The sequence below is a fragment of the Paracoccus sp. Arc7-R13 genome, assembly GCF_004010775.1.
Classification (GTDB): domain Bacteria; phylum Pseudomonadota; class Alphaproteobacteria; order Rhodobacterales; family Rhodobacteraceae; genus Paracoccus; species Paracoccus marcusii.
Genome location: NZ_CP034810.1, coordinates 2,320,575 through 2,338,075, shown reverse-complemented (window position 1 = coordinate 2,338,075; position 17,501 = coordinate 2,320,575). Strand labels below are relative to the sequence as shown.

Here is a 17,501-nt window from a genome sequence, read left to right as displayed (position 1 = left end):
TGCAAGGGGCGCGGAATGGGCTAGCGGCCAGTCGGGGGCACAAAGCCCGCCTCGGCCTCGATCCGTTCGGCGACCAGGTGCTGCAGCGTCCAGATGTAATCGTCCTCGATGCCCCATTCGGCCAGTCCGCGCGCGGTGCGCAGCAGATATTCGGCGCCCGAGCCCGCAGCGCCAGCAGCCGTCGCCAACAGCCGCGCCTGCTCCTCGACCGGAAGGCGCGCCACGGGGGCGTCGACCGGATCGGCATAGAAGGTCAGCGCGGATTCGACCCCGCGATCGGTGCGCACCTGGATCCAGCAGGCATTCGCGGCCAGCTCGTGCGCGACCAGTTCGCGGCGCAGGATGGCGCGCATGGATTCGACCTCGGTCCCTTCGGCGATGTCCAGCACCAGCCCCTCGCAGGTTCCGCCCGATGCCAGCGCGAGCATCAGGCCAGGCCGTTCGGGCGTTCCGCGGAAATGGTCCAGCGTCAGCGAAAAATCGCGGTGCCAGCCGATCGCCGTGGCGCGGCGGCGATCCTGCACCGCAAAGCCCGGGTTCCAGATCAACGACCCATAGGCGAAGATCGGTATCGGGCCCGTCCGCCCCTGCGTCAGCCGCAGGGCCAGCGCGTCCAGGTCGCCATCCTCCAGCATCCGCCAGGCGGGGTTGTAAAGCAGCCCCTCGGCGGGGGCGACGCTGGCGACGTGGTGATCGCTCAGCGACAGGGTGCGGGCCTTGGGCATCATCCCTCCGATGTGGCGTGTCGGGCGCAGGTTTTGACCGTCATCCGCCGGGCGTCAACCGCCAAACCTGTCCGCGTCACGACGTCGCGCGCAAATCGGGCGGTTTCGCGGGCCGCCTGCCTGCACGGGCTTCACCCTGCGCGCGATGGCGGCTAGAACGGGGGCAAGGGGCATTCCGGTTGCCCAGACACGCAAATAACCCAAAGGCGCATCCCATGGCCGACGATCTGCTGAACAGCTTTACCTCCGGCCCCGACGAACAAGGGCGCTTTGGCATCTATGGCGGCCGCTTCGTGTCCGAGACGCTGATGCCGCTGATCCTGGATCTGGAGGCGGAATACGAACGCGCCAAGACCGACCCGTCCTTCTGGGCGCAGATGGACGACCTGTGGACGCATTACGTCGGCCGGCCCAGCCCGCTCTATTTCGCGGAACGCATGACCCAGCACCTGGGCGGCGCCAAGATCTACATGAAGCGCGACGAGCTGAACCACACCGGCGCGCACAAGATCAACAATGTGCTGGGCCAGATCCTGCTGGCGATCCGCATGGGCAAGACGCGCATCATCGCGGAAACCGGCGCGGGCCAGCACGGGGTCGCGACGGCCACCGTCTGCGCGCGGTTCGGCTTGAAATGCGTGGTCTACATGGGCGCGCATGACGTCGAACGCCAGTCGCCCAACGTCTTCCGCATGCGCCTGCTGGGGGCCGAGGTGATCCCGGTCACGTCGGGGCGCGGCACGCTGAAGGACGCGATGAACGACGCGCTGCGCGATTGGGTAACCAACGTGCGGGACACGTTCTATTGCATCGGCACGGTCGCAGGGCCACACCCCTATCCGGCGATGGTGCGCGATTTCCAGTCGATCATCGGCAAGGAGGTCCGCGAGCAGATCATGCCGCGCGAGGGGCGCTTCCCCGACACGATCATCGCGGCCATCGGCGGCGGGTCGAACGCGATGGGCCTGTTCTATCCGTTCCTGAACGACAAGGACGTCCGCATCATCGGCGTCGAGGCCGGGGGCAAGGGCGTCGATGACCGGATGGAGCATTGCGCCAGCCTGTCGGGCGGCCGCGCCGGCGTCCTGCACGGGAACCGCACCTATCTGCTGCAGGACGATGACGGCCAGATCCTGGAGGGTCATTCGATCAGCGCGGGCTTGGACTATCCGGGCATCGGGCCGGAACACGCTTGGCTGAAGGATATCGGCCGCGCCGAATATGTCAGCATCACGGACGACGAGGCGCTTGGCGCGTTCCAGCTGTGCTGCGCGCTGGAAGGCATCATTCCCGCGCTGGAGCCCAGCCATGCGCTGGCGCATGTCATCAAGATCGCGCCGGACCTGCCCGCCGACCACATCATCGTGATGAACATGTGCGGTCGTGGCGACAAGGACATCTTCACCGTCGCCAAGCACCTGGGCCAGGACCTGAAGACCTGATCAGCGCGTCAGCAGCAGGATGTTCAGGTCCGCTTCCAGCATCGGCAGGGGCATCAGGATGCGCGCCTGCGTCGGGCTGACGACCTCGACCATGCCGACCTCGGGGACGCGCTGCGGCGTGGCCGCGGGGTCGATGCTGTCGGGCAGGTCGGCATAGGGCAGGGCGGTATCGCCGGCGATGTAGCCTGTGCCCAGATAGACCTGTGCCCCGTCCAGATCGCCGATCATGCCCTGCATCCGCTGTGAGCCGCTCAGTTTCACGAACCCGCCGTCGGTGTCGATGCGACAGCGGAACGGCTGATAGACGACCAGAGGCAACCCGCCACCCAGCTTCAGCATCCGGCACGACCAGTCGCCTTGCAGCAGGGTCGCGGCCTGATCGGCGGGCAGGGGGCGGCCTGCCAGGCCTTGCACCATAACGGCCAGATCGTCCGAGGTTCCCTGCGCAAGTGCGCCCCTCAGCGTGCGTCCGGCCACCGCATCGACCTGCTCCAGCCGGATGCGGTCGTCGGCGCGGATGATGGGTGCCAGGTCGGGGCCGAAGGCCGCGGCGGGTGTCGCGGCCAGTGCCGCGATCAGGATCGCCGTCCTAGTCCGCATCGGTCCCGGCATGGCGCTTCAACAGCTCCAGCGGCACGATCTCCAACGCGCGTTTGTGCGTGGATTCCAGCACCACGGTCGGCGCGGCGAATTCCTGCGCCGCCTGCAGAAAGCGGCTGGCGCACAGGCACCAGCGCTGGCCGGCCTTCAGCCCCGCAAAGCCGTATTCCGGCCGCGGGGTCGTCAGGTCATTGCCCAGATAGCGGGACATCGCCAGGAATTCGTCGGTCAGGATCACGCAGACCGTGTGGCTGCCCCGGTCCTCGGGCCCGGTGTCGCAGCAGCCGTTGCGAAAGAATCCGGTCATCGGCTTGGTCGAACAGGGCTGCAAGACGCCGCCCAGCACATTGATCGAAGCGTCCATGGGGTCTCCTTTGCGCCCAGCCTAGGCGCAGCCGGGCGCCGGGGAAAGTCACAACTGCTTCGGCTGCCAGTCGATCCAGCGCCCATGAAAATCCGTGCGGCCAAGCGACCAGTCGTGCCGGGTGCCGTCCCACAACGTCAGGTCCAGCGCCGCGCCCTCGCCGCCATCGGCCTCCATCCGCAGATGGGCCACGGGGGCCGACGAGGTCGCGGTCCGGCCTGCGTGGGACAGTGCGTCGGAGCAGGCCTGCGCCGTCGTGGGCGGAAAATACTGGGCCGCGACGGTGTGATAGACCAGCGTCAGCCGGTCCGGGACCGGCTTGGCCAAGCGGTCGGCCAGCCAGGCGCCCGCATCGCCACGGTCGACCTGCGGCGGGTCGCGCCGGGCCAGGTCCAGCGCCGCCCGCAGGCGCGCCATGCGGTCATGCTGATCGGCCCAGCAATAGGCCATCAGCCGCAGCCCGTCACGATCCGGGTCCAGCGGGTTCAGGTCGACCCCGCGACGGCTGGCAACCGTCACCGACCCCTGCGGCATCGCGCCCCGCCATTCGGGTGTCAGCACCACGCCGGTTTCCCCCGCACCCAGGTGATAGCGGTCGAAATTCAGGTTCAATCCGGCCGACGCCCCCAGATCCAGCAGCCGCAGCGGCAGGGGTGACAGCGCGCTGAGGAACCGTGCCGCGCCGATCAGGGCCGCGGACCGGGCGACCTCGTTCGTCTGCGGGGGGCTGTCCAGCCATGACAGAATGGTTTCCGCATGATCGTCCAGCACGCGGCGCAGCAGGGTTGGGTCCACAACGCCGCCGTCATAAGCGCGTGCAAGGTCAGGGGCCTGCCCGGTCAACACCAGCGCATGCAGCGCCCCGCACAGGCGCAGGGGCAGCGAATCCGCCGCAGTGGACGGATCGCCCGTCCAGCCCAGCACGCGGTCCGCGACCGGTCCGTCGGCCAGAACCCGGGGCAGGGTCCGACACAGTTGTGCCGTCAGCGGTGAGCCAAGCGCGGCACAGGCGCGGGCCTGATGGGCAAAGGCCGCGGCGACCGTCACTTGAACCGGTCGCTCAGCGCGCGCAGGCGGTCGGTCAGGGTGACGGGCTGGGGCGCGGGGTCCGGTTTCGGTGCCGGTGGAGGTGCGGGTTTCGGGGCCGGGGCCTCGGTCCCGCTGTTGCGTGCCGGTGCGGTGCGGTTCGCCACCGCGTTCTGGAACCGGCCGCCATCGCCGGCCGCCAGCGCCGGGGCGCCGTCCGAGATGCCGCGCAACAGGTCGTCCAGCCAGTCCTGCTCTGCCTTGGCAAAGTCAGACAGAACATAGGACGCGACCTTGTCCTTGTGCCCCGGATGCCCGATGCCAAGCCGCACCCGTCCGTATTCCGCGCCGATATGCTGGTGGATCGAGCGCAGCCCGTTGTGGCCTGCATGCCCGCCGCCCTGCTTGACGCGGCACTTGCCGGGCGCCAGGTCCAGTTCGTCATGCAGCACGATGACGTCGGCGGGCGTCAGCTTCAAATAGCGCGCGGCCTCTCCGACGGACTGGCCGGACAGGTTCATGAAGGTCTGCGGTTTCAGCAGCGTGACGCGCATGTCGCCAAGGCGGCCATCGGCGGCCATGCCCTGAAACCGGGCGCGCCACGGCGTAAAATCGTGGTCCGCGGCGATCCGGTCCAAGGCCAGGAACCCGATGTTGTGACGATTGGCCGCATATTTCGCGCCGGGATTGCCCAGCCCCACGATCAGCTTCACGGCTGCCTCCTGTCCGCCCGCCGGGGGCGATTTGCGTTCCATCCCTTGCGGCTGTCCTTGCCCGTTACTAAGACTCTGTCAACACTTCGCGGGTAAGACAGGGACAAGTGCCCGGTCGAATCGCGGGGACAGGGGCGAACAGGCAAGGACAGAAGATGAGCGATCCGGCAGAATTCTACATGAACACCCTGGTGCCGATGGTGGTCGAACAGACCTCGCGCGGGGAACGGGCCTATGACATCTTCTCGCGTCTGCTGAAGGAGCGCATCATCTTCGTGTCGGGTCCCGTCCATGACGGGATGTCGACGCTGATCTGCGCGCAGTTGCTGTTCCTCGAGGCGGAGAACCCGTCCAAGGATATCAGCATGTATATCAACAGCCCCGGCGGTGTCGTGACCTCGGGACTGTCGATCTATGACACCATGCAGTACATCAAGCCGCGCGTTTCGACGCTGGTGGTGGGGCAGGCGGCCAGCATGGGTTCGCTGCTTCTGGCGGCCGGAGAGCCGGGTCTGCGCTATTCGCTGCCGAACAGCCGGGTGATGGTCCACCAGCCATCGGGCGGATACCAGGGCCAGGCCACCGACATCCTGATCCACGCGCGCGAAACCGAAAAGCTGAAGCGTCGCCTGAACGAGATCTATGTCCATCACACCGGCAAATCCCTGACCGAGGTCGAGGAGGCGCTGGAGCGCGATCGTTTCATGACCGCGGACGAGGCAAAGGACTGGGGCCTGATCGACGAGGTCGTGGCCCCGCGCGGCAAGGCCGTCCCGGAGAAGAAATAGCTTTGATGGGGATTGTGACGGGCCGGACTGGCCCGTAACATGGCGTGAATGACCCGCGGCGGCCGATCAGCCGCGGAAACCCGAAGATGCGGCGCGCGGAAACCCGATCCCGCCGTCGCCCGCCCCGCGTCCTTGCGGGACGGCAGTCAAGGAAATGGACGATGGCGAACCAGTCCGGCAGCGACAGCAAGAACACGCTCTATTGCAGCTTCTGCGGCAAGAGCCAGCACGAGGTCCGCAAGCTGATTGCGGGACCGACCGTGTTCATCTGCGACGAATGCGTCGAACTGTGCATGGACATCATCCGCGAAGAGACCAAGACCAGCGGTCTGAAGTCCGGCGACGGCGTGCCCACCCCGCGGGAAATCTGCGGTGTGCTGGATGATTACGTCATCGGGCAGGAGCATGCCAAGCGCGTGCTGTCCGTGGCCGTGCACAACCATTATAAGCGTCTGAACCACGGCTCCAAGACCGACATCGAGCTGGCCAAGTCGAACATCCTGCTGATCGGGCCGACCGGCTGCGGCAAGACGCTGCTGGCGCAGACCTTGGCGCGCATTCTGGACGTGCCCTTCACGATGGCGGACGCGACCACGCTGACCGAGGCGGGATATGTCGGTGAGGATGTCGAGAACATCATCCTGAAGCTGCTGCAGTCGTCCGAATACAACGTCGAACGGGCACAGCGCGGCATCGTCTATATCGACGAGGTCGACAAGATCACCCGCAAGTCGGACAACCCGTCCATCACCCGTGACGTGTCCGGCGAGGGCGTGCAGCAGGCCTTGCTGAAGATCATGGAGGGTACGGTCGCCTCGGTTCCCCCGCAGGGCGGGCGCAAGCATCCCCAGCAGGAGTTCCTGCAGGTCGACACGACCAACATCCTGTTCATCTGCGGCGGCGCCTTTGCCGGTCTGGACCGCATCATCGCGCAGCGCAACAAGGGCACGGCGATGGGCTTTGGCGCTTCGGTCAAGGAGACGGGCGATCAGGGCGTCGGCGAGCTGTTCAAGGAACTGGAGCCCGAGGATCTGCTGAAGTTCGGCCTGATCCCGGAATTCGTCGGCCGTCTGCCGGTCATCGCGACCCTGACCGACCTGGACGAAGAGGCGCTGATCATCATCCTGACCAAGCCGAAGAACGCCTTGGTCAAGCAGTACCAGCGCTTGTTCGACCTGGAGGGCGTTCAGCTGACCTTCACCGACGACGCGTTGACCGCCATCGCCAAGCGCGCGATCAAGCGCAAGACCGGTGCCCGCGGCCTGCGGTCGATCATGGAGGAGATCCTGCTGGACACCATGTTCGAACTGCCCGGACTGGACAGCGTTCAGGAGGTCGTGGTCAACGACGAGGCCGTGGACAACCCCACCGCCAAGCCCCTGCTGATCCATGTCGATCCCAAGAAGGAAACCGCCTCGGCCGGGTAATCGGGGCATCCGCGCAAGGCTGGACCTTGCGCGGAAACTGGGGCATATCCCAAGGGCAAAACTGATCGTTGAGGGTCCTGCCGATGTCGTTCCTGCTGCGCTTTCTGACCTGGTGGAACAGCCAGACGCTGAACACTCAGTTCTGGACCTGGCGCAACGGCGTGAAGGTCGGCGAGGACGCGGCCGGAAACATCTTCTACAAGACCAAGGACGGCAAGCGCCGTTGGGTCATCTATAAATCCGAATCCGAGGCCAGTCAGATTTCGCCCGAATGGCACGGCTGGCTGCACCACACCTGGAACGAGGCGCCGACCGAACTGGCCGTCCCGCGCAAGGCGTGGGAACAGCCGCACCAGGCCAACCTGACCGGCACGCCGGGCGCCTATGTGCCGGCCGGGTCGCTGTATCGCGCGGCACCTGCGGTGCGCAGTGATTATGACGCGTGGCGCCCGGAATAGCATGTCCGCCGACATCGCCCATGGGACCGAGGCGCGTGCCGAACTGATCGCGGGTGGCGTCGTCCTTGCGGTCGCCGCGGGTTTTCTTGCTTGGGCGGCGCAGGGGCAGTGGGGCGGCGGATCGGGTTATCCGCTGATCGCATCTTTTCCGGATGTCGACGGGGTCGCGGTCGGGACAGAGGTCCGTTTGGCCGGTGTTCGTATCGGCCGCGTCAGTGAGGTTCGGTTGAACCCGCAGACCTATCTGGCCGATGCGGTCATGACGATCCCAGCCGACATTGTGCTGCCTACGGACAGCGCCGCGCTCATTCAGTCCGACGGCCTTCTGGGCGGCGCGTACATTCAGCTGCAGCCCGGCGGCGCGATGGACAATCTTGCCCCCGGGGACGAGATCGAGGATGTGCAGGGTGCGGTCAGTTTGCTGCAGCTGATGCTGAAATTCGTCGACAGCCAATCGGCCGATGAGTCCGTGCCATGATTCGCGCCGCGCTTTGCCTGATGCTGATGGCAACACCCTTGGCCGCGCAGGACACCGTGCGCGCACAGGGCGCGATGCTGCGGGGTCTGGACAAGGTGTCGGGGCGGACGACGGACCTGCCGCTTCAGATCGGTCAGGCCGTCCGTTACGGGCGGTTGGAGATTAGGCTGGGCGAATGCCGCTATCCTGCAGGCGATCCCAGCTCTGACGCCTTCGCGCAGCTGACCATCACCGACCTGCGGCAGAACGCGACGGTCTTTAGCGGCTGGATGATCGCCAGCTCGCCCGCGCTGTCGGCGCTGGATGACGCGCGCTACGATGTCTGGGTCATGTCCTGTCAGGGCTGAGCGGCCAGCATCTCTGCTGAGAGCAGTGGCGCCGCACGGATGTCGGCCTTGCGGCGGAGAGCCGCGGTCAGCCGCGTGTGATAGGTCTTGCGCGGAATTTCGATCCCACCCATCCGGGCCAGATGCGGCGTCAGGAACTGCGTGTCGAACAAGGTGAAGCCGCATCGCTTCAGGTGCGTCGACAGCCACCACAGCGCCATCCGCGATCCGTTCTCGCGGGCCGAAACCATGGATTCGCCGAAGAACGCCCCCCCAAGGGTCACGCCGAACAGACCGCCCGCGAAGGCCCCGTCATGGCGGATCTCGATGGCGTGCGCATGGCCCGCGCCGTGCAGCGCCTGGTACAGGTCCGCCAGCGGAGCGTTGATCCACGTCGTTTCGCGGTCGGCACAGGCGGCGACCACGGTTGCGAAATCGCCGTCCAGATGCGCGGACCATCCACCACGCCGCAGGTCTCGCCGCAGAGAGCGCGCGACATGGACGCCCCCCACCGGCAGGACCCCCCGCATCGGGGGGTCGAACCAGTACAGGCGGTCGTCATCCGCGCTTTCGGCCATCGGAAAGACGCCGCGCGCATAACCGGTCAGCAACTGCGCAGGCGTCAGCATCGGGCCCTTACGCGTAGTGCCGGGCCAGCCAGCGTTCCAGCCAGTGGATCGAGTAGTTCCCCGACTGGATGTCCGGTTCCGCCAGCAGATCGCGGAACAGCGGCACGGTCGTGTCGACCCCGTCCACGATCAGTTCGCCCAAGGCGCGCGACAGACGGGCCAGCGCCTCGTCCCGGTCCCGACCGTGAACGATCAGCTTGCCGATCAGGCTGTCGTAATAGGGCGGGATCGAATAGCCCTGATACAGCGCCGAATCCATCCGCACGCCCAGACCGCCAGGGGCGTGATACTGGGTGATCTTGCCGGGGCAGGGAGAGAAGCTGGGCACCTTCTCGGCGTTGATCCGCACCTCGATCGAATGGCCGTTGATCACAAGGTCCTCCTGGTGGAACTCCATCGGCAGGCCGGCGGCGACGCGGATCTGCTGGCGCACCAGGTCGACCCCGAAGATCGCCTCGGTCACCGGATGTTCCACCTGCAGGCGGGTGTTCATCTCGATGAAGTAGAACTCTCCGTCCTCGAACAGGAATTCGATCGTGCCGGCGCCGGAATAGCCGATCTTGGCGACGGCATCGGCGCAGACCTTTCCGATCCGGGCGCGCTGTTCGGCGGTGATGGCGGGGCCGGGGGCCTCCTCCAGCACCTTCTGGTGGCGGCGCTGCAGCGAGCAGTCGCGTTCGCCCAGATGCACGGCGCGGCCCTTGCCGTCACCGAAGACCTGGATCTCGATGTGGCGTGGACGCTGGAGGTATTTCTCCAGATAGACGTCGGGGTTGCCGAAGGCTGCCTTGGCCTCGGACCGCGCGGTGCGGAAGGCGACCTCAAGGCCCGCCTCGTTCTCGGCGACCTTCATGCCGCGACCGCCGCCGCCCGCCGTGGCCTTGATGATGACCGGATAGCCGATCTGGGCAGCGACCGCCTTGGCCTGTTCCACGTCGTTCACGCCACCGTCGCTGCCGGGCACGCAGGGGACGCCAAGCGCCTTCATCGTGTCCTTGGCGGTGATCTTGTCGCCCATGATGCGGATGTGTTCGGCACGCGGACCGATGAAGGTGATGCCGTGATCTTCCAGCATCTGCACGAAACCCGCATTCTCGGACAGGAAGCCGTAGCCCGGGTGGATCGCCTGCGCACCCGTGATCTCGCAAGCCGAAATCAGGGCTGGCATCGACAGATAGGACTGCGCCGAGGACGGCGGACCGATGCAGACCGATTCGTCTGCCATGCGGACATGCATCGCATCGGCGTCGGCGGTCGAATGGACCGCGACCGATGCGATGCCCATCTCGCGGCAGGCGCGGATCACGCGCAGCGCGATCTCGCCCCGGTTGGCGATGAGGATCTTGTCGAACATGGGCTTACTCGACGATCATCAGGGGGGTGCCGAATTCGACCGGATTGCCGTCATCGACCAGGATGCGACGCACCGTGCCCGCGCGGGGCGCGGGGATGTGGTTCATCGTCTTCATGGCCTCGACGATCATCAGCGTGTCGCCCTCGGCCACGGTCTGACCGACGGTGACGAAGGCCGCGGCGCCGGGTTCAGCCGACAGATAGGCGGTGCCCACCATGGGCGATGTCACGGCGCCGGGCAGGCTGGCCGGATCGGCGCTGGCCGCGGCCGAGGCGGGCGCAGTGGCCGCGGCGGGCGCCGGGGCGGATGCCTGCGGTGCCGGGGCGGAGGGCGCCGCGGGGCTCTGGGCATAGACGACCTGCTTGCCCTGCTTGGTCAGGCTGACCGTCAGGCGGTCATGCTCGCCGTATTCGCGCTTGACCTGGATCTCGTTCAGCTCGCTGGAGTTCAGCAGCTCGGCCAGCGAGCGGATGAAGGCCACGTCGCCCTCGTGATGCTTGTCGTGGTGGGAATCGTTGCTCATGCCATCCTCTGACGTGTTCTGGTCGGGCCGCGTCCACGCGCGGCGATTGCAGGGCTTATAGCCCCTGTGCCTGCCCAAGGGGAAGGGTCCCGTCGCGCTTTGCGCGCTCAGGCGCCGGGGCGCGCGGCCTTTTCTGCCAGGCCAGAGGTGCCTTCGCGCCGCGTCAGCTCCGCCTCGACGTCCTCCAGCGTGATGTCGCGCGCGGCCAGCATGACCAGCAGGTGGAACATCACGTCTGCAGCCTCGGCGGTCAGGCGGGCGCGGTCGCCCTTGACCGCCTCGATGATCGCCTCGACGGCCTCCTCGCCGAACTTCTCCGCACATTTCTCGGGGCCCTTGGCCAGCAGTCTGGCGGTCCAGCTGCTGTCGGGGTCGGCGGTCTTGCGGTCCTGGACGGTCGCAGCCAGGCGGTGCAGGGCGGTCATGTCAGCCTCATGGGAATGCCGGCGGCGGCCATGTGGGCCTTGGCCTCGGCGATGGTATGCGTGCCGAAATGGAAGATGCTGGCGGCCAGAACGGCGCTGGCATGACCTTCGGTCACGCCCTCGACCAGATGGTCCAGCGTGCCGACGCCGCCGGATGCGATGACCGGAACGTTCACCGCATCGGCGATGGCCCGCGTCAGCGGCAGGTTGAACCCCGACCGCGTCCCGTCCCGGTCCATCGAGGTCAGCAGGATCTCTCCCGCGCCCTTGGCTTCGACCAGTCGCGCGAACTCCACCGCGTCGATACCGGTGGGCTTGCGGCCGCCATGGGTGAAGATCTCCCACCGGCCGTCTTCCACGGTCTTTGCGTCGATCGCCACGACGATGCACTGGCTGCCGAACCGGTCGGCGGCAGCGGCCACCACATCCGGGTCGGCCACGGCCGCGGAGTTGAAGCTGACCTTGTCGGCCCCAGCCAGCAGCAGCGCCCGTACGTCGTTGTGCGTGCGCACGCCACCGCCCACGGTCAGCGGGACAAAGCATTGTTCCGCCGTCCGGGTCACCAGATCGAACATGGTGCCGCGATTTTCATGGGTGGCATGAATGTCCAGAAAACAGATCTCGTCCGCGCCGGCGGCATCATAGGCACGTGCGGCTTCGACCGGGTCGCCGGCATCGACCAGGTCGACGAAGTTCACGCCCTTGACCACGCGCCCGTCGGCGACGTCCAGGCAGGGAATGATCCGGGTCTTGAGCATCGTCGGGGCCTTTGGCTGGGGCTGGTAAGCCCTGGGTTCTAGCGCAGCGGCGGGGGCGGGACCAGTGGTCCGCGCCCGCCCGTGTCAGGCCAGCGCGGCCAGCGCCTGGCGCAGGTCCAGCGCACCGTCGTAAAGCGCGCGCCCCGAGATCGCGCCCGCGATCACCTTGGTGTCGTGAAGCGCCTTCAGGTCGGCCAGCGACGAGACTCCACCGGATGCGATCACGGGAATCGTGACGGCGCGGGCCAGCGCCTCGGTCGCGTGGATGTTGGGGCCGCCCATCGCACCGTCACGGTCGATGTCCGTATAGATGATTGCGGCGACGCCCACGTCCTGGAACCGGCGGGCCAGGTCGGTGGCGTTCACGTCGGTTTCCGTGGCCCAGCCCCGCGTCGCGACCTTGCCTGCGCGGGCGTCGATACCGACCGCGATGCGGCCGGGAAAGGCGTCGGCGGCCTCGCGTACCAGGTCGGGATTCTCGACCGCGACGGTGCCCAGGATCACCCGGGTCAGGCCGCGGTCCAGCCAGGATTCGATCGTCGCCATGTCACGGATGCCGCCGCCCAGCTGGGTGGGGATGTCGGTGGCCGCAAGGATCGCCTCGACCGCCGCGGCATTCACGGGCTTGCCCTCGAAGGCGCCGTTCAGGTCGACCAGGTGCAGCCATTCGGCACCCGCATCCTGGAACGCACGGGCCTGAGCCGCGGGATCGGTGCCGAAGACGGTCGCGGCCTCCATGTCGCCGCGCAGCAGGCGCACGCAGTTGCCGTCCTTCAGGTCGATGGCGGGATAGAGGATCATGGCGGCACGCTCCGGTCTCAAGGGTTGCGCCCCCTTTGCCACGGGGCGGGCGGGAACGGCAAGGGACCTGACGTCATGCTTGCTCGGACGGGGGCAGCCCGCGCAATCTGGTCGCACCCTGAGGAGGAGGGACCCATGCGTCACATCATTCTGGCTGCCACGTTCGCGCTGGCTGCAGGGGCGGCCAGCGCTGACCCGATCGAAGGGGTCTGGCAGACCCAGCCCGACGAGGGTGCGTTCGCCCATGTCACCGTCTCGCCCTGCGGCGGCGCATTCTGCGGCACGATCACCCGGACCTATCGCGACACGGCCGAATACCAGTCGCCCAACCTGGGCCGCCAGATCGTCATCGACATGGCACCCCAGGGCGGTGGCAACTATGCGGGTCGCGTCTGGCGGCCGTCCAACGACAAGATCTATGCCGGCAAGGCCTCGGTCGCGGGCGACCGGATGAGCCTGTCGGGCTGCATCGCCGGTGGCCTGCTGTGCAGCAGCCAGACCTGGGTGCGGGTGAAGTAGCACCGACAGAACAGTGATCGGGGCCGGGCGAACCTGCCGCGGCCCCGACGCGTTCCCTGGGCGAAACAGCAACCAAGGAACGCACCATGCCGATGATTTCCGCGAATGATGGCACGCAGCTTTACGTCAAGGACTGGGGGCAGGGCCGCCCGGTCGTCCTGATCCATGGCTGGCCGCTGACCGCAGACAGCTGGGAGACGCAGGCCCTGGGCCTGGCCGAGGCGGGCTATCGCGTCGTCAGCTATGACCGCCGCGGATTCGGCCGGTCCGAACAGCCTTGGAACGGCTATGATTACGACACGCTGTCGGACGATCTGGCCGCGGTGATCGACGAGCTGGAACTGACCGACGCGGCGATCATCGGATTTTCCATGGGCGGCGGAGAGGTCGCCCGCTATGTCTCGCGCCACGGCGCAAAGGGGGCCAGCCGGTTGGGGTTCATCTCGTCTGTCGCGCCGGGGCTGCTGAAATCCGACGCCAATCCCGACGGTGCCCCGGCCGACCTGTTCGAGGGGATGCGCGACGGGCTGCGCAAGGACCGTCCGGCCTTCCTGCAGGATTTCGCCAAGCAGTTCTATGGCCAAGGCCTTCTGGGCGGCGTCAGTCAGGCCGTTCTGGACTGGACGCAGGGCATGGCGATGATGGCCAGCCCGCGCGCCACGATCGAATGCGTGACAGCGTTCGGGCTGACCGATTTCACCGCGGACGTGGCGCAGATCAACCTGCCCACGCTGATCGTGCATGGCACGGCAGACAAGATCGTGCCCATCGCCGCCACCGCGCATCGGATGGCCAAGATGGTCCCGAGCGCAAAACTGATCGAATACGACAACGCCCCGCACGGGCTGGCCGCCACGCATGGCGAGCGGCTGCTGGACGACCTCAAGGCGTTTCTGGCCTGATCGGGGGCAGGGGGCGGACCGTCCGCCCCCTGTCGCCTATTCTGCCGCCTGCGCCGCGCGCCACTCAGACACGCAGGGGATCTTGTCGCGGTCGCAGCGGTCGGAGTATTTGCGGGCGATGTCACGGACCTCTGACAGCAGACCCTCGGCCAGGGTAATCGGCTGCAGGCCCAACCCCAGAAAGCTGTCGTTGACGACATGCAGGTCGTTCTCGTCAGCCTCGTTGCGAGGGTTCTTCTGGAACGCGACCTCGGTCCCCGTGCGGTCCGAGATCATCTGCGCCAGGTCGCGGACGCGGTGCGTCTCGGTCATCTGGTTCAGGATCTGCACCCGGTCGCCGCGTTTGGGCGGGTTTGCAATGGCCAGTTCGATGCAGCGGCAGGTGTCCTGAATGTGGATGAAGGCGCGCGTCTGGCCGCCCGTTCCGTGCACGGTCATCGGATAGCCGATGGCCGCCTGCATCAGGAACCGGTTCAGCACCGTCCCATAGTCGCCATCATAATCGAAGCGGTTGATCAACCGTTCGTCCATCTGCGTTTCGGCCGTCTGCGTGCCCCAGACGATGCCCTGATGCAGGTCGGTGATCCTCAGGCCGTCGTTCTTGTTGTAGTAGAAGAAGAACAGCGCATCCTGGGTCTTGGTCATGTGATAGATGCTGCCCGGATTGGCCGGGTACAGAATCTGCTGGTCATGGGGTCCCTGCGCGGTCTGCACGGTCACGTCCAGATAACCTTCGGGGATCTTCATGCCGGCGGTGCCGTAGCCATAGACGCCCATCGTGCCAAGGTGCACCAGATGGATGTCCTGACCTGATTCGACGATCGCGGCCAGTACGTCATGCGTCGCGTTCAGGTTGTTGTTGACGGTGTACCGCTTGTGTCGGGCCGATTTCATGGAATAGGGCGCCGCGCGCTGTTCGGCGAAATGCACGATCGCATCGGGCCGTTCACGCTCCAACAGCGCCAGCAGCCGGTCGTAATCCTGACCGACGGTCAGATCCTCTGTCCGGATGTGGTTGCCGGTCACCTCGGCCCAGGCACGGACGCGCTCGCCCAAGGGGCGGATCGGCGTCAGGGAGGCGACCTCAAGCTCCACATCGATCTTGCGGCGCGAGAGGTTGTCGACGATCACGACGTCGTGACCGCGGGCGGACAGGTGCAGGGCCGTGGGCCAGCCGCAGAAACCGTCTCCGCCCAGAACGATGATCTTCATGATATGCCTTGCCGAATGATGCGCTGAATTCATTCAAATCAATATCCATGCGCGCATGCAAGCGCCACCCCCGCAGGGGTTGCGTCATCCGGATGTCATGAAACCGGCGGCAATCAGCCTGTCTGGGCCTGCTGCATGTTGACCATATGCGCCGCGATGGCGTCTTCCAGGTCGGGATAGAAGGTCAGCTTGCCCTGTTCCAGAACCGCCCCTGCGTGACAGGTCTCGCGCAGCATTCCCATCGAATGCGCGACCACGATGGCCCCGGCATTCGACATGCGTTCGTTGAAGACGCGGTTGGACTTGGTGCGGAAGGCCGCGTCTCCCACGGCCGAGACCTCGTCGACCAAGTAGGTGTCGAAGGGCACCGCCATCGACAGGCCAAAGGCCAGGCGGGACCGCATCCCCGAGGAATAGGTGCGGATCGGCAGCTTGAAGTGATCACCCAGTTCGGCGAAATCCTGGACAAAGTACAGCAGCTCCTCGGTGTCCACGCCATAGATGCGCGCGACAAAGCGGCAGTTCTGCTCTCCCGTCAGCTCTCCGCTGAACGAACCGGCAAAGCCCACCGGCCAGCTGATCGTCCCCGTGGACAGCACCTTGCCCGACGACGGCAGCATGGCCCCCGAGATCATCCGCAGCAGCGACGACTTGCCCGCGCCGTTGCGTCCCAGCAGCGCGACCGACACGCCGGACGGAAAGATCGCGGTGATGTCGTCGGCCACCACCTTGTGCTTGCCGTTCAGCGTGTAGGTCTTGCAGAGGTTCTGCAGATAGATCATCGCCGGTCGCGCAGGCTGTAGAAGATCAGGCTGCCGATCACCCACAGCACCGTCAGGAACCCTGCGATCATCAGCAGCAGCTTGGCGCGTTCGGGGAACTCGGCCTCCTGTGCAAGCGTCGGGCGGATGTACGGCGCCAGGTAACGCGACTGGCGCACGGCCTCGGCCCGCGCGGTCTCGAAGCCGGCAAGGGCCGCGGTATAGGTGGCCTCGGCGAACTGCCGGTCGACGGTCAGGATCTCGAACTGGCCCACGACATCGGACAGGGCCTCCTCGCCGCCGGTCGACCCGAACTTTTGCCGCTCGGCCTCGATCTGGTCGCGGATGACTTGGATGCGCAGTTCGGCCTGGCCGATCCGCGGGTCCTCGGGCTGCGCGTTCGCCTGCAGCAGGCCCAGGCCGACCAGCTGTTCGGCCAGTTGCTGCTGCAGCGATGTGACGACGCCGATCTGACCCTGCACGTCGGCCACCGGGTCCACCAGCTGATAGCGGTTGCGGAACTCGGTCACCTTCTGGCGGGCCTCGCGCAGGCGATCCTGCGCCCGATCCAGCTCGTCGCGGGCATAGCGCAGGGCATCCTCGCGGGCGATGTCGTTCAGGCGGTTGATCAGGATGCCGCCCTCTTCCAGGATCGCGTTGGCGATGGTCTGGGCGTCCACAGGGTCGAAGGCCAGGATGCGCAGGTCGATCATCCCGGAATCGTAATGGATGCGGACCTTCCGCTCCCATTCCTCGACCAGGTCCTCCAGCGACGGCCCGCCGTTGAAGCCGAAGATCGGATCGCCCGGCGCCTTGGACCAGACCTCGCGCAGGTCGATACGGGCATTGACCCGTTCGACCAGGTCACGGCTCTGGATGAACTTGTAGAGGATGTCGGTGTCGCTGGTCGAACTGGACGTGACCCCCACCAGAGACCCCAGCCCACCCAGAACGTCCGCCGGGCTGGGCGCGGATTCGCTGCGGACCGAGAAGCCGACATAGGACGCGTACTGGTCCGATGCGCGCGTATAGATGTACACGGCGCTGAGGAGGACAGGAATGATCACCATCAGGACAAAGCTGATGGCCATGCCGTAATGGCGCCGATGCAGGCGCGCCGGACCGGCCGGGGGCAGAACGGGCTGCTGCATCGCGGCCTGGATGCGGGCCTGCATCTGCGGATTGTGCTGGCCGGGGCGGATCACCTGCTGGCCTGCGCCCTGACCGGGGCGATGGACCATCTGGCCACCCTGCTGGCCCTGCGGGCGGG

22 protein-coding genes are annotated in these 17,501 nt (G+C 66.6%); 8 read left to right on the top strand and 14 right to left on the bottom strand.

Annotated elements, in window-relative coordinates:
- Positions 1 to 20 precede the first annotated feature (20 nt).
- Positions 21 to 728, bottom strand: a complete 708-nt coding sequence (locus EOJ32_RS11655) for a gamma-glutamylcyclotransferase (protein WP_052714600.1) — start codon at positions 726 to 728, stop codon at positions 21 to 23.
- A gap of 212 nt (positions 729 to 940) precedes the next feature.
- Between EOJ32_RS11655 and trpB the strand changes: the two genes are divergently transcribed.
- Entirely contained in the window at positions 941 to 2,167 is a 1,227-nt protein-coding gene (trpB, locus tag EOJ32_RS11650) for a tryptophan synthase subunit beta (protein WP_127898664.1), read from the top strand.
- On the opposite strand, the gene EOJ32_RS11645 is transcribed toward trpB, so the two are convergent.
- From EOJ32_RS11645 to pth, 4 genes are read right to left on the bottom strand one after another with little or no spacing between them, the layout of a single operon-like run.
- A complete protein-coding gene (locus EOJ32_RS11645; protein WP_164871436.1) occupies positions 2,168 to 2,767 on the bottom strand; it encodes a DUF4893 domain-containing protein in 600 nt (199 codons plus the stop codon). It abuts the gene before it with no gap.
- Positions 2,757 to 3,131, bottom strand: a complete 375-nt coding sequence (locus EOJ32_RS11640) for a DUF2237 family protein (RefSeq protein WP_045999036.1) — start codon at positions 3,129 to 3,131, stop codon at positions 2,757 to 2,759. The genes EOJ32_RS11645 and EOJ32_RS11640 overlap by 11 nt, the downstream gene beginning before the upstream one ends.
- A gap of 48 nt (positions 3,132 to 3,179) precedes the next feature.
- Positions 3,180 to 4,178, bottom strand: coding sequence for a DUF2332 domain-containing protein (locus EOJ32_RS11635; RefSeq protein WP_127898662.1), 999 nt, complete (start codon positions 4,176 to 4,178; stop codon positions 3,180 to 3,182).
- Positions 4,175 to 4,870 (bottom strand): aminoacyl-tRNA hydrolase, encoded by a 696-nt coding sequence (gene pth, locus EOJ32_RS11630; RefSeq protein WP_127899377.1) that lies wholly within the window; start codon positions 4,868 to 4,870, stop codon positions 4,175 to 4,177. Before pth ends, EOJ32_RS11635 begins: the two co-directional genes overlap by 4 nt.
- 155 nt (positions 4,871 to 5,025) lie before the next feature.
- On the opposite strand from pth, the gene EOJ32_RS11625 reads away from it, so the two are divergent.
- From EOJ32_RS11625 to EOJ32_RS11605, 5 genes are all read left to right on the top strand, one after another.
- Positions 5,026 to 5,658 carry an ATP-dependent Clp protease proteolytic subunit gene (locus EOJ32_RS11625; protein ID WP_045981267.1) on the top strand — a complete coding sequence of 211 codons (633 nt, stop codon included), beginning with the start codon at positions 5,026 to 5,028 and terminating at the stop codon, positions 5,656 to 5,658.
- Positions 5,659 to 5,819: 161 nt separating this feature from the next.
- Entirely contained in the window at positions 5,820 to 7,085 is a 1,266-nt protein-coding gene (gene clpX / locus EOJ32_RS11620; RefSeq protein WP_045981266.1) for an ATP-dependent Clp protease ATP-binding subunit ClpX, read from the top strand.
- Positions 7,086 to 7,168: 83 nt separating this feature from the next.
- Positions 7,169 to 7,543, top strand: a complete 375-nt coding sequence (locus EOJ32_RS11615) for an NADH:ubiquinone oxidoreductase subunit NDUFA12 (RefSeq protein WP_045981265.1) — start codon at positions 7,169 to 7,171, stop codon at positions 7,541 to 7,543.
- Position 7,544: 1 nt separating this feature from the next.
- Entirely contained in the window at positions 7,545 to 8,021 is a 477-nt protein-coding gene (locus EOJ32_RS11610; protein ID WP_127898661.1) for an outer membrane lipid asymmetry maintenance protein MlaD, read from the top strand.
- 26 nt (positions 8,022 to 8,047) lie between these two features.
- A complete protein-coding gene (locus tag EOJ32_RS11605) occupies positions 8,048 to 8,368 on the top strand; it encodes a DUF2155 domain-containing protein (RefSeq protein ID WP_240542420.1) in 321 nt (106 codons plus the stop codon).
- Here EOJ32_RS11605 and aat read toward each other — a convergent pair.
- From aat to hisA, 6 genes are all read right to left on the bottom strand, one after another.
- Positions 8,359 to 8,976, bottom strand: coding sequence for a leucyl/phenylalanyl-tRNA--protein transferase (gene aat, locus EOJ32_RS11600; RefSeq protein WP_127898660.1), 618 nt, complete (start codon positions 8,974 to 8,976; stop codon positions 8,359 to 8,361). The two genes, EOJ32_RS11605 and aat, sit on opposite strands and share 10 nt — an antisense overlap.
- A gap of 7 nt (positions 8,977 to 8,983) precedes the next feature.
- Positions 8,984 to 10,330, bottom strand: coding sequence for an acetyl-CoA carboxylase biotin carboxylase subunit (accC, locus tag EOJ32_RS11595; protein WP_045981261.1), 1,347 nt, complete (start codon positions 10,328 to 10,330; stop codon positions 8,984 to 8,986).
- Positions 10,331 to 10,334: 4 nt separating this feature from the next.
- Complete coding sequence (gene accB / locus EOJ32_RS11590; protein ID WP_045981260.1) at positions 10,335 to 10,853, bottom strand: acetyl-CoA carboxylase biotin carboxyl carrier protein; 519 nt, start codon at positions 10,851 to 10,853, stop codon at positions 10,335 to 10,337.
- Positions 10,854 to 10,960: 107 nt separating this feature from the next.
- Positions 10,961 to 11,278, bottom strand: coding sequence for a phosphoribosyl-ATP diphosphatase (locus EOJ32_RS11585; protein WP_045981259.1), 318 nt, complete (start codon positions 11,276 to 11,278; stop codon positions 10,961 to 10,963).
- On the bottom strand, positions 11,275 to 12,036 hold the full coding sequence (hisF, locus tag EOJ32_RS11580) for an imidazole glycerol phosphate synthase subunit HisF (RefSeq protein ID WP_127898659.1): 762 nt from the start codon (positions 12,034 to 12,036) through the stop codon (positions 11,275 to 11,277). The genes EOJ32_RS11585 and hisF overlap by 4 nt, the downstream gene beginning before the upstream one ends.
- An 84-nt stretch (positions 12,037 to 12,120) precedes the next feature.
- Positions 12,121 to 12,837, bottom strand: coding sequence for a 1-(5-phosphoribosyl)-5-[(5-phosphoribosylamino)methylideneamino]imidazole-4-carboxamide isomerase (gene hisA, locus EOJ32_RS11575; RefSeq protein WP_127898658.1), 717 nt, complete (start codon positions 12,835 to 12,837; stop codon positions 12,121 to 12,123).
- A gap of 135 nt (positions 12,838 to 12,972) precedes the next feature.
- Here hisA and EOJ32_RS11570 point away from each other — a divergent pair, with 135 nt between their 5' ends.
- Both EOJ32_RS11570 and EOJ32_RS11565 read left to right on the top strand, forming a co-directional pair.
- The gene (locus EOJ32_RS11570; protein ID WP_127898657.1) at positions 12,973 to 13,356 is read left to right on the top strand and encodes a DUF2147 domain-containing protein; all 384 of its coding nucleotides are present in this window, start codon (positions 12,973 to 12,975) and stop codon (positions 13,354 to 13,356) included.
- 86 nt (positions 13,357 to 13,442) lie between these two features.
- Positions 13,443 to 14,258 carry an alpha/beta fold hydrolase gene (locus tag EOJ32_RS11565; protein ID WP_127898656.1) on the top strand — a complete coding sequence of 272 codons (816 nt, stop codon included), beginning with the start codon at positions 13,443 to 13,445 and terminating at the stop codon, positions 14,256 to 14,258.
- Between the two features lie 36 nt (positions 14,259 to 14,294).
- On the opposite strand, the gene EOJ32_RS11560 is transcribed toward EOJ32_RS11565, so the two are convergent.
- The 3 genes from EOJ32_RS11560 to EOJ32_RS11550 form a co-directional block, all read right to left on the bottom strand.
- Entirely contained in the window at positions 14,295 to 15,470 is a 1,176-nt protein-coding gene (locus EOJ32_RS11560; protein WP_127898655.1) for an NAD-dependent epimerase/dehydratase family protein, read from the bottom strand.
- A 113-nt stretch (positions 15,471 to 15,583) separates the two neighbouring features.
- Positions 15,584 to 16,252, bottom strand: a complete 669-nt coding sequence (locus tag EOJ32_RS11555; protein ID WP_045981253.1) for an ABC transporter ATP-binding protein — start codon at positions 16,250 to 16,252, stop codon at positions 15,584 to 15,586.
- Positions 16,249 to 17,472, bottom strand: coding sequence for a sugar transporter (locus EOJ32_RS11550; protein ID WP_240542419.1), 1,224 nt, complete (start codon positions 17,470 to 17,472; stop codon positions 16,249 to 16,251). The genes EOJ32_RS11555 and EOJ32_RS11550 overlap by 4 nt, the downstream gene beginning before the upstream one ends.
- Between the last annotated feature and the right edge of the window lie 29 nt (positions 17,473 to 17,501).

What these genes read in the sequence shown, in the direction of transcription:
- EOJ32_RS11555 (WP_045981253.1), bottom strand. Translation starts at nt 16,252, where the DNA reads ATGATCTATCTGCAGAACCTCTGCAAGACCTACACGCTGAACGGCAAG.
- EOJ32_RS11605 (WP_240542420.1), top strand. Translation starts at nt 8,048, where the DNA reads ATGGCAACACCCTTGGCCGCGCAGGACACCGTGCGCGCACAGGGCGCG.
- accC (WP_045981261.1), bottom strand. Translation starts at nt 10,330, where the DNA reads ATGTTCGACAAGATCCTCATCGCCAACCGGGGCGAGATCGCGCTGCGC.
- EOJ32_RS11585 (WP_045981259.1), bottom strand. Translation starts at nt 11,278, where the DNA reads ATGACCGCCCTGCACCGCCTGGCTGCGACCGTCCAGGACCGCAAGACC.
- EOJ32_RS11640 (WP_045999036.1), bottom strand. Translation starts at nt 3,131, where the DNA reads ATGGACGCTTCGATCAATGTGCTGGGCGGCGTCTTGCAGCCCTGTTCG.
- EOJ32_RS11570 (WP_127898657.1), top strand. Translation starts at nt 12,973, where the DNA reads ATGCGTCACATCATTCTGGCTGCCACGTTCGCGCTGGCTGCAGGGGCG.
- EOJ32_RS11645 (WP_164871436.1), bottom strand. Translation starts at nt 2,767, where the DNA reads ATGCGGACTAGGACGGCGATCCTGATCGCGGCACTGGCCGCGACACCC.
- trpB (WP_127898664.1), top strand. Translation starts at nt 941, where the DNA reads ATGGCCGACGATCTGCTGAACAGCTTTACCTCCGGCCCCGACGAACAA.
- EOJ32_RS11610 (WP_127898661.1), top strand. Translation starts at nt 7,545, where the DNA reads ATGTCCGCCGACATCGCCCATGGGACCGAGGCGCGTGCCGAACTGATC.
- hisF (WP_127898659.1), bottom strand. Translation starts at nt 12,036, where the DNA reads ATGCTCAAGACCCGGATCATTCCCTGCCTGGACGTCGCCGACGGGCGC.
- hisA (WP_127898658.1), bottom strand. Translation starts at nt 12,837, where the DNA reads ATGATCCTCTATCCCGCCATCGACCTGAAGGACGGCAACTGCGTGCGC.
- EOJ32_RS11615 (WP_045981265.1), top strand. Translation starts at nt 7,169, where the DNA reads ATGTCGTTCCTGCTGCGCTTTCTGACCTGGTGGAACAGCCAGACGCTG.
- accB (WP_045981260.1), bottom strand. Translation starts at nt 10,853, where the DNA reads ATGAGCAACGATTCCCACCACGACAAGCATCACGAGGGCGACGTGGCC.
- EOJ32_RS11625 (WP_045981267.1), top strand. Translation starts at nt 5,026, where the DNA reads ATGAGCGATCCGGCAGAATTCTACATGAACACCCTGGTGCCGATGGTG.
- clpX (WP_045981266.1), top strand. Translation starts at nt 5,820, where the DNA reads ATGGCGAACCAGTCCGGCAGCGACAGCAAGAACACGCTCTATTGCAGC.
- EOJ32_RS11560 (WP_127898655.1), bottom strand. Translation starts at nt 15,470, where the DNA reads ATGAAGATCATCGTTCTGGGCGGAGACGGTTTCTGCGGCTGGCCCACG.
- EOJ32_RS11655 (WP_052714600.1), bottom strand. Translation starts at nt 728, where the DNA reads ATGATGCCCAAGGCCCGCACCCTGTCGCTGAGCGATCACCACGTCGCC.
- EOJ32_RS11565 (WP_127898656.1), top strand. Translation starts at nt 13,443, where the DNA reads ATGCCGATGATTTCCGCGAATGATGGCACGCAGCTTTACGTCAAGGAC.
- EOJ32_RS11550 (WP_240542419.1), bottom strand. Translation starts at nt 17,472, where the DNA reads ATGGTCCATCGCCCCGGTCAGGGCGCAGGCCAGCAGGTGATCCGCCCC.
- aat (WP_127898660.1), bottom strand. Translation starts at nt 8,976, where the DNA reads ATGCTGACGCCTGCGCAGTTGCTGACCGGTTATGCGCGCGGCGTCTTT.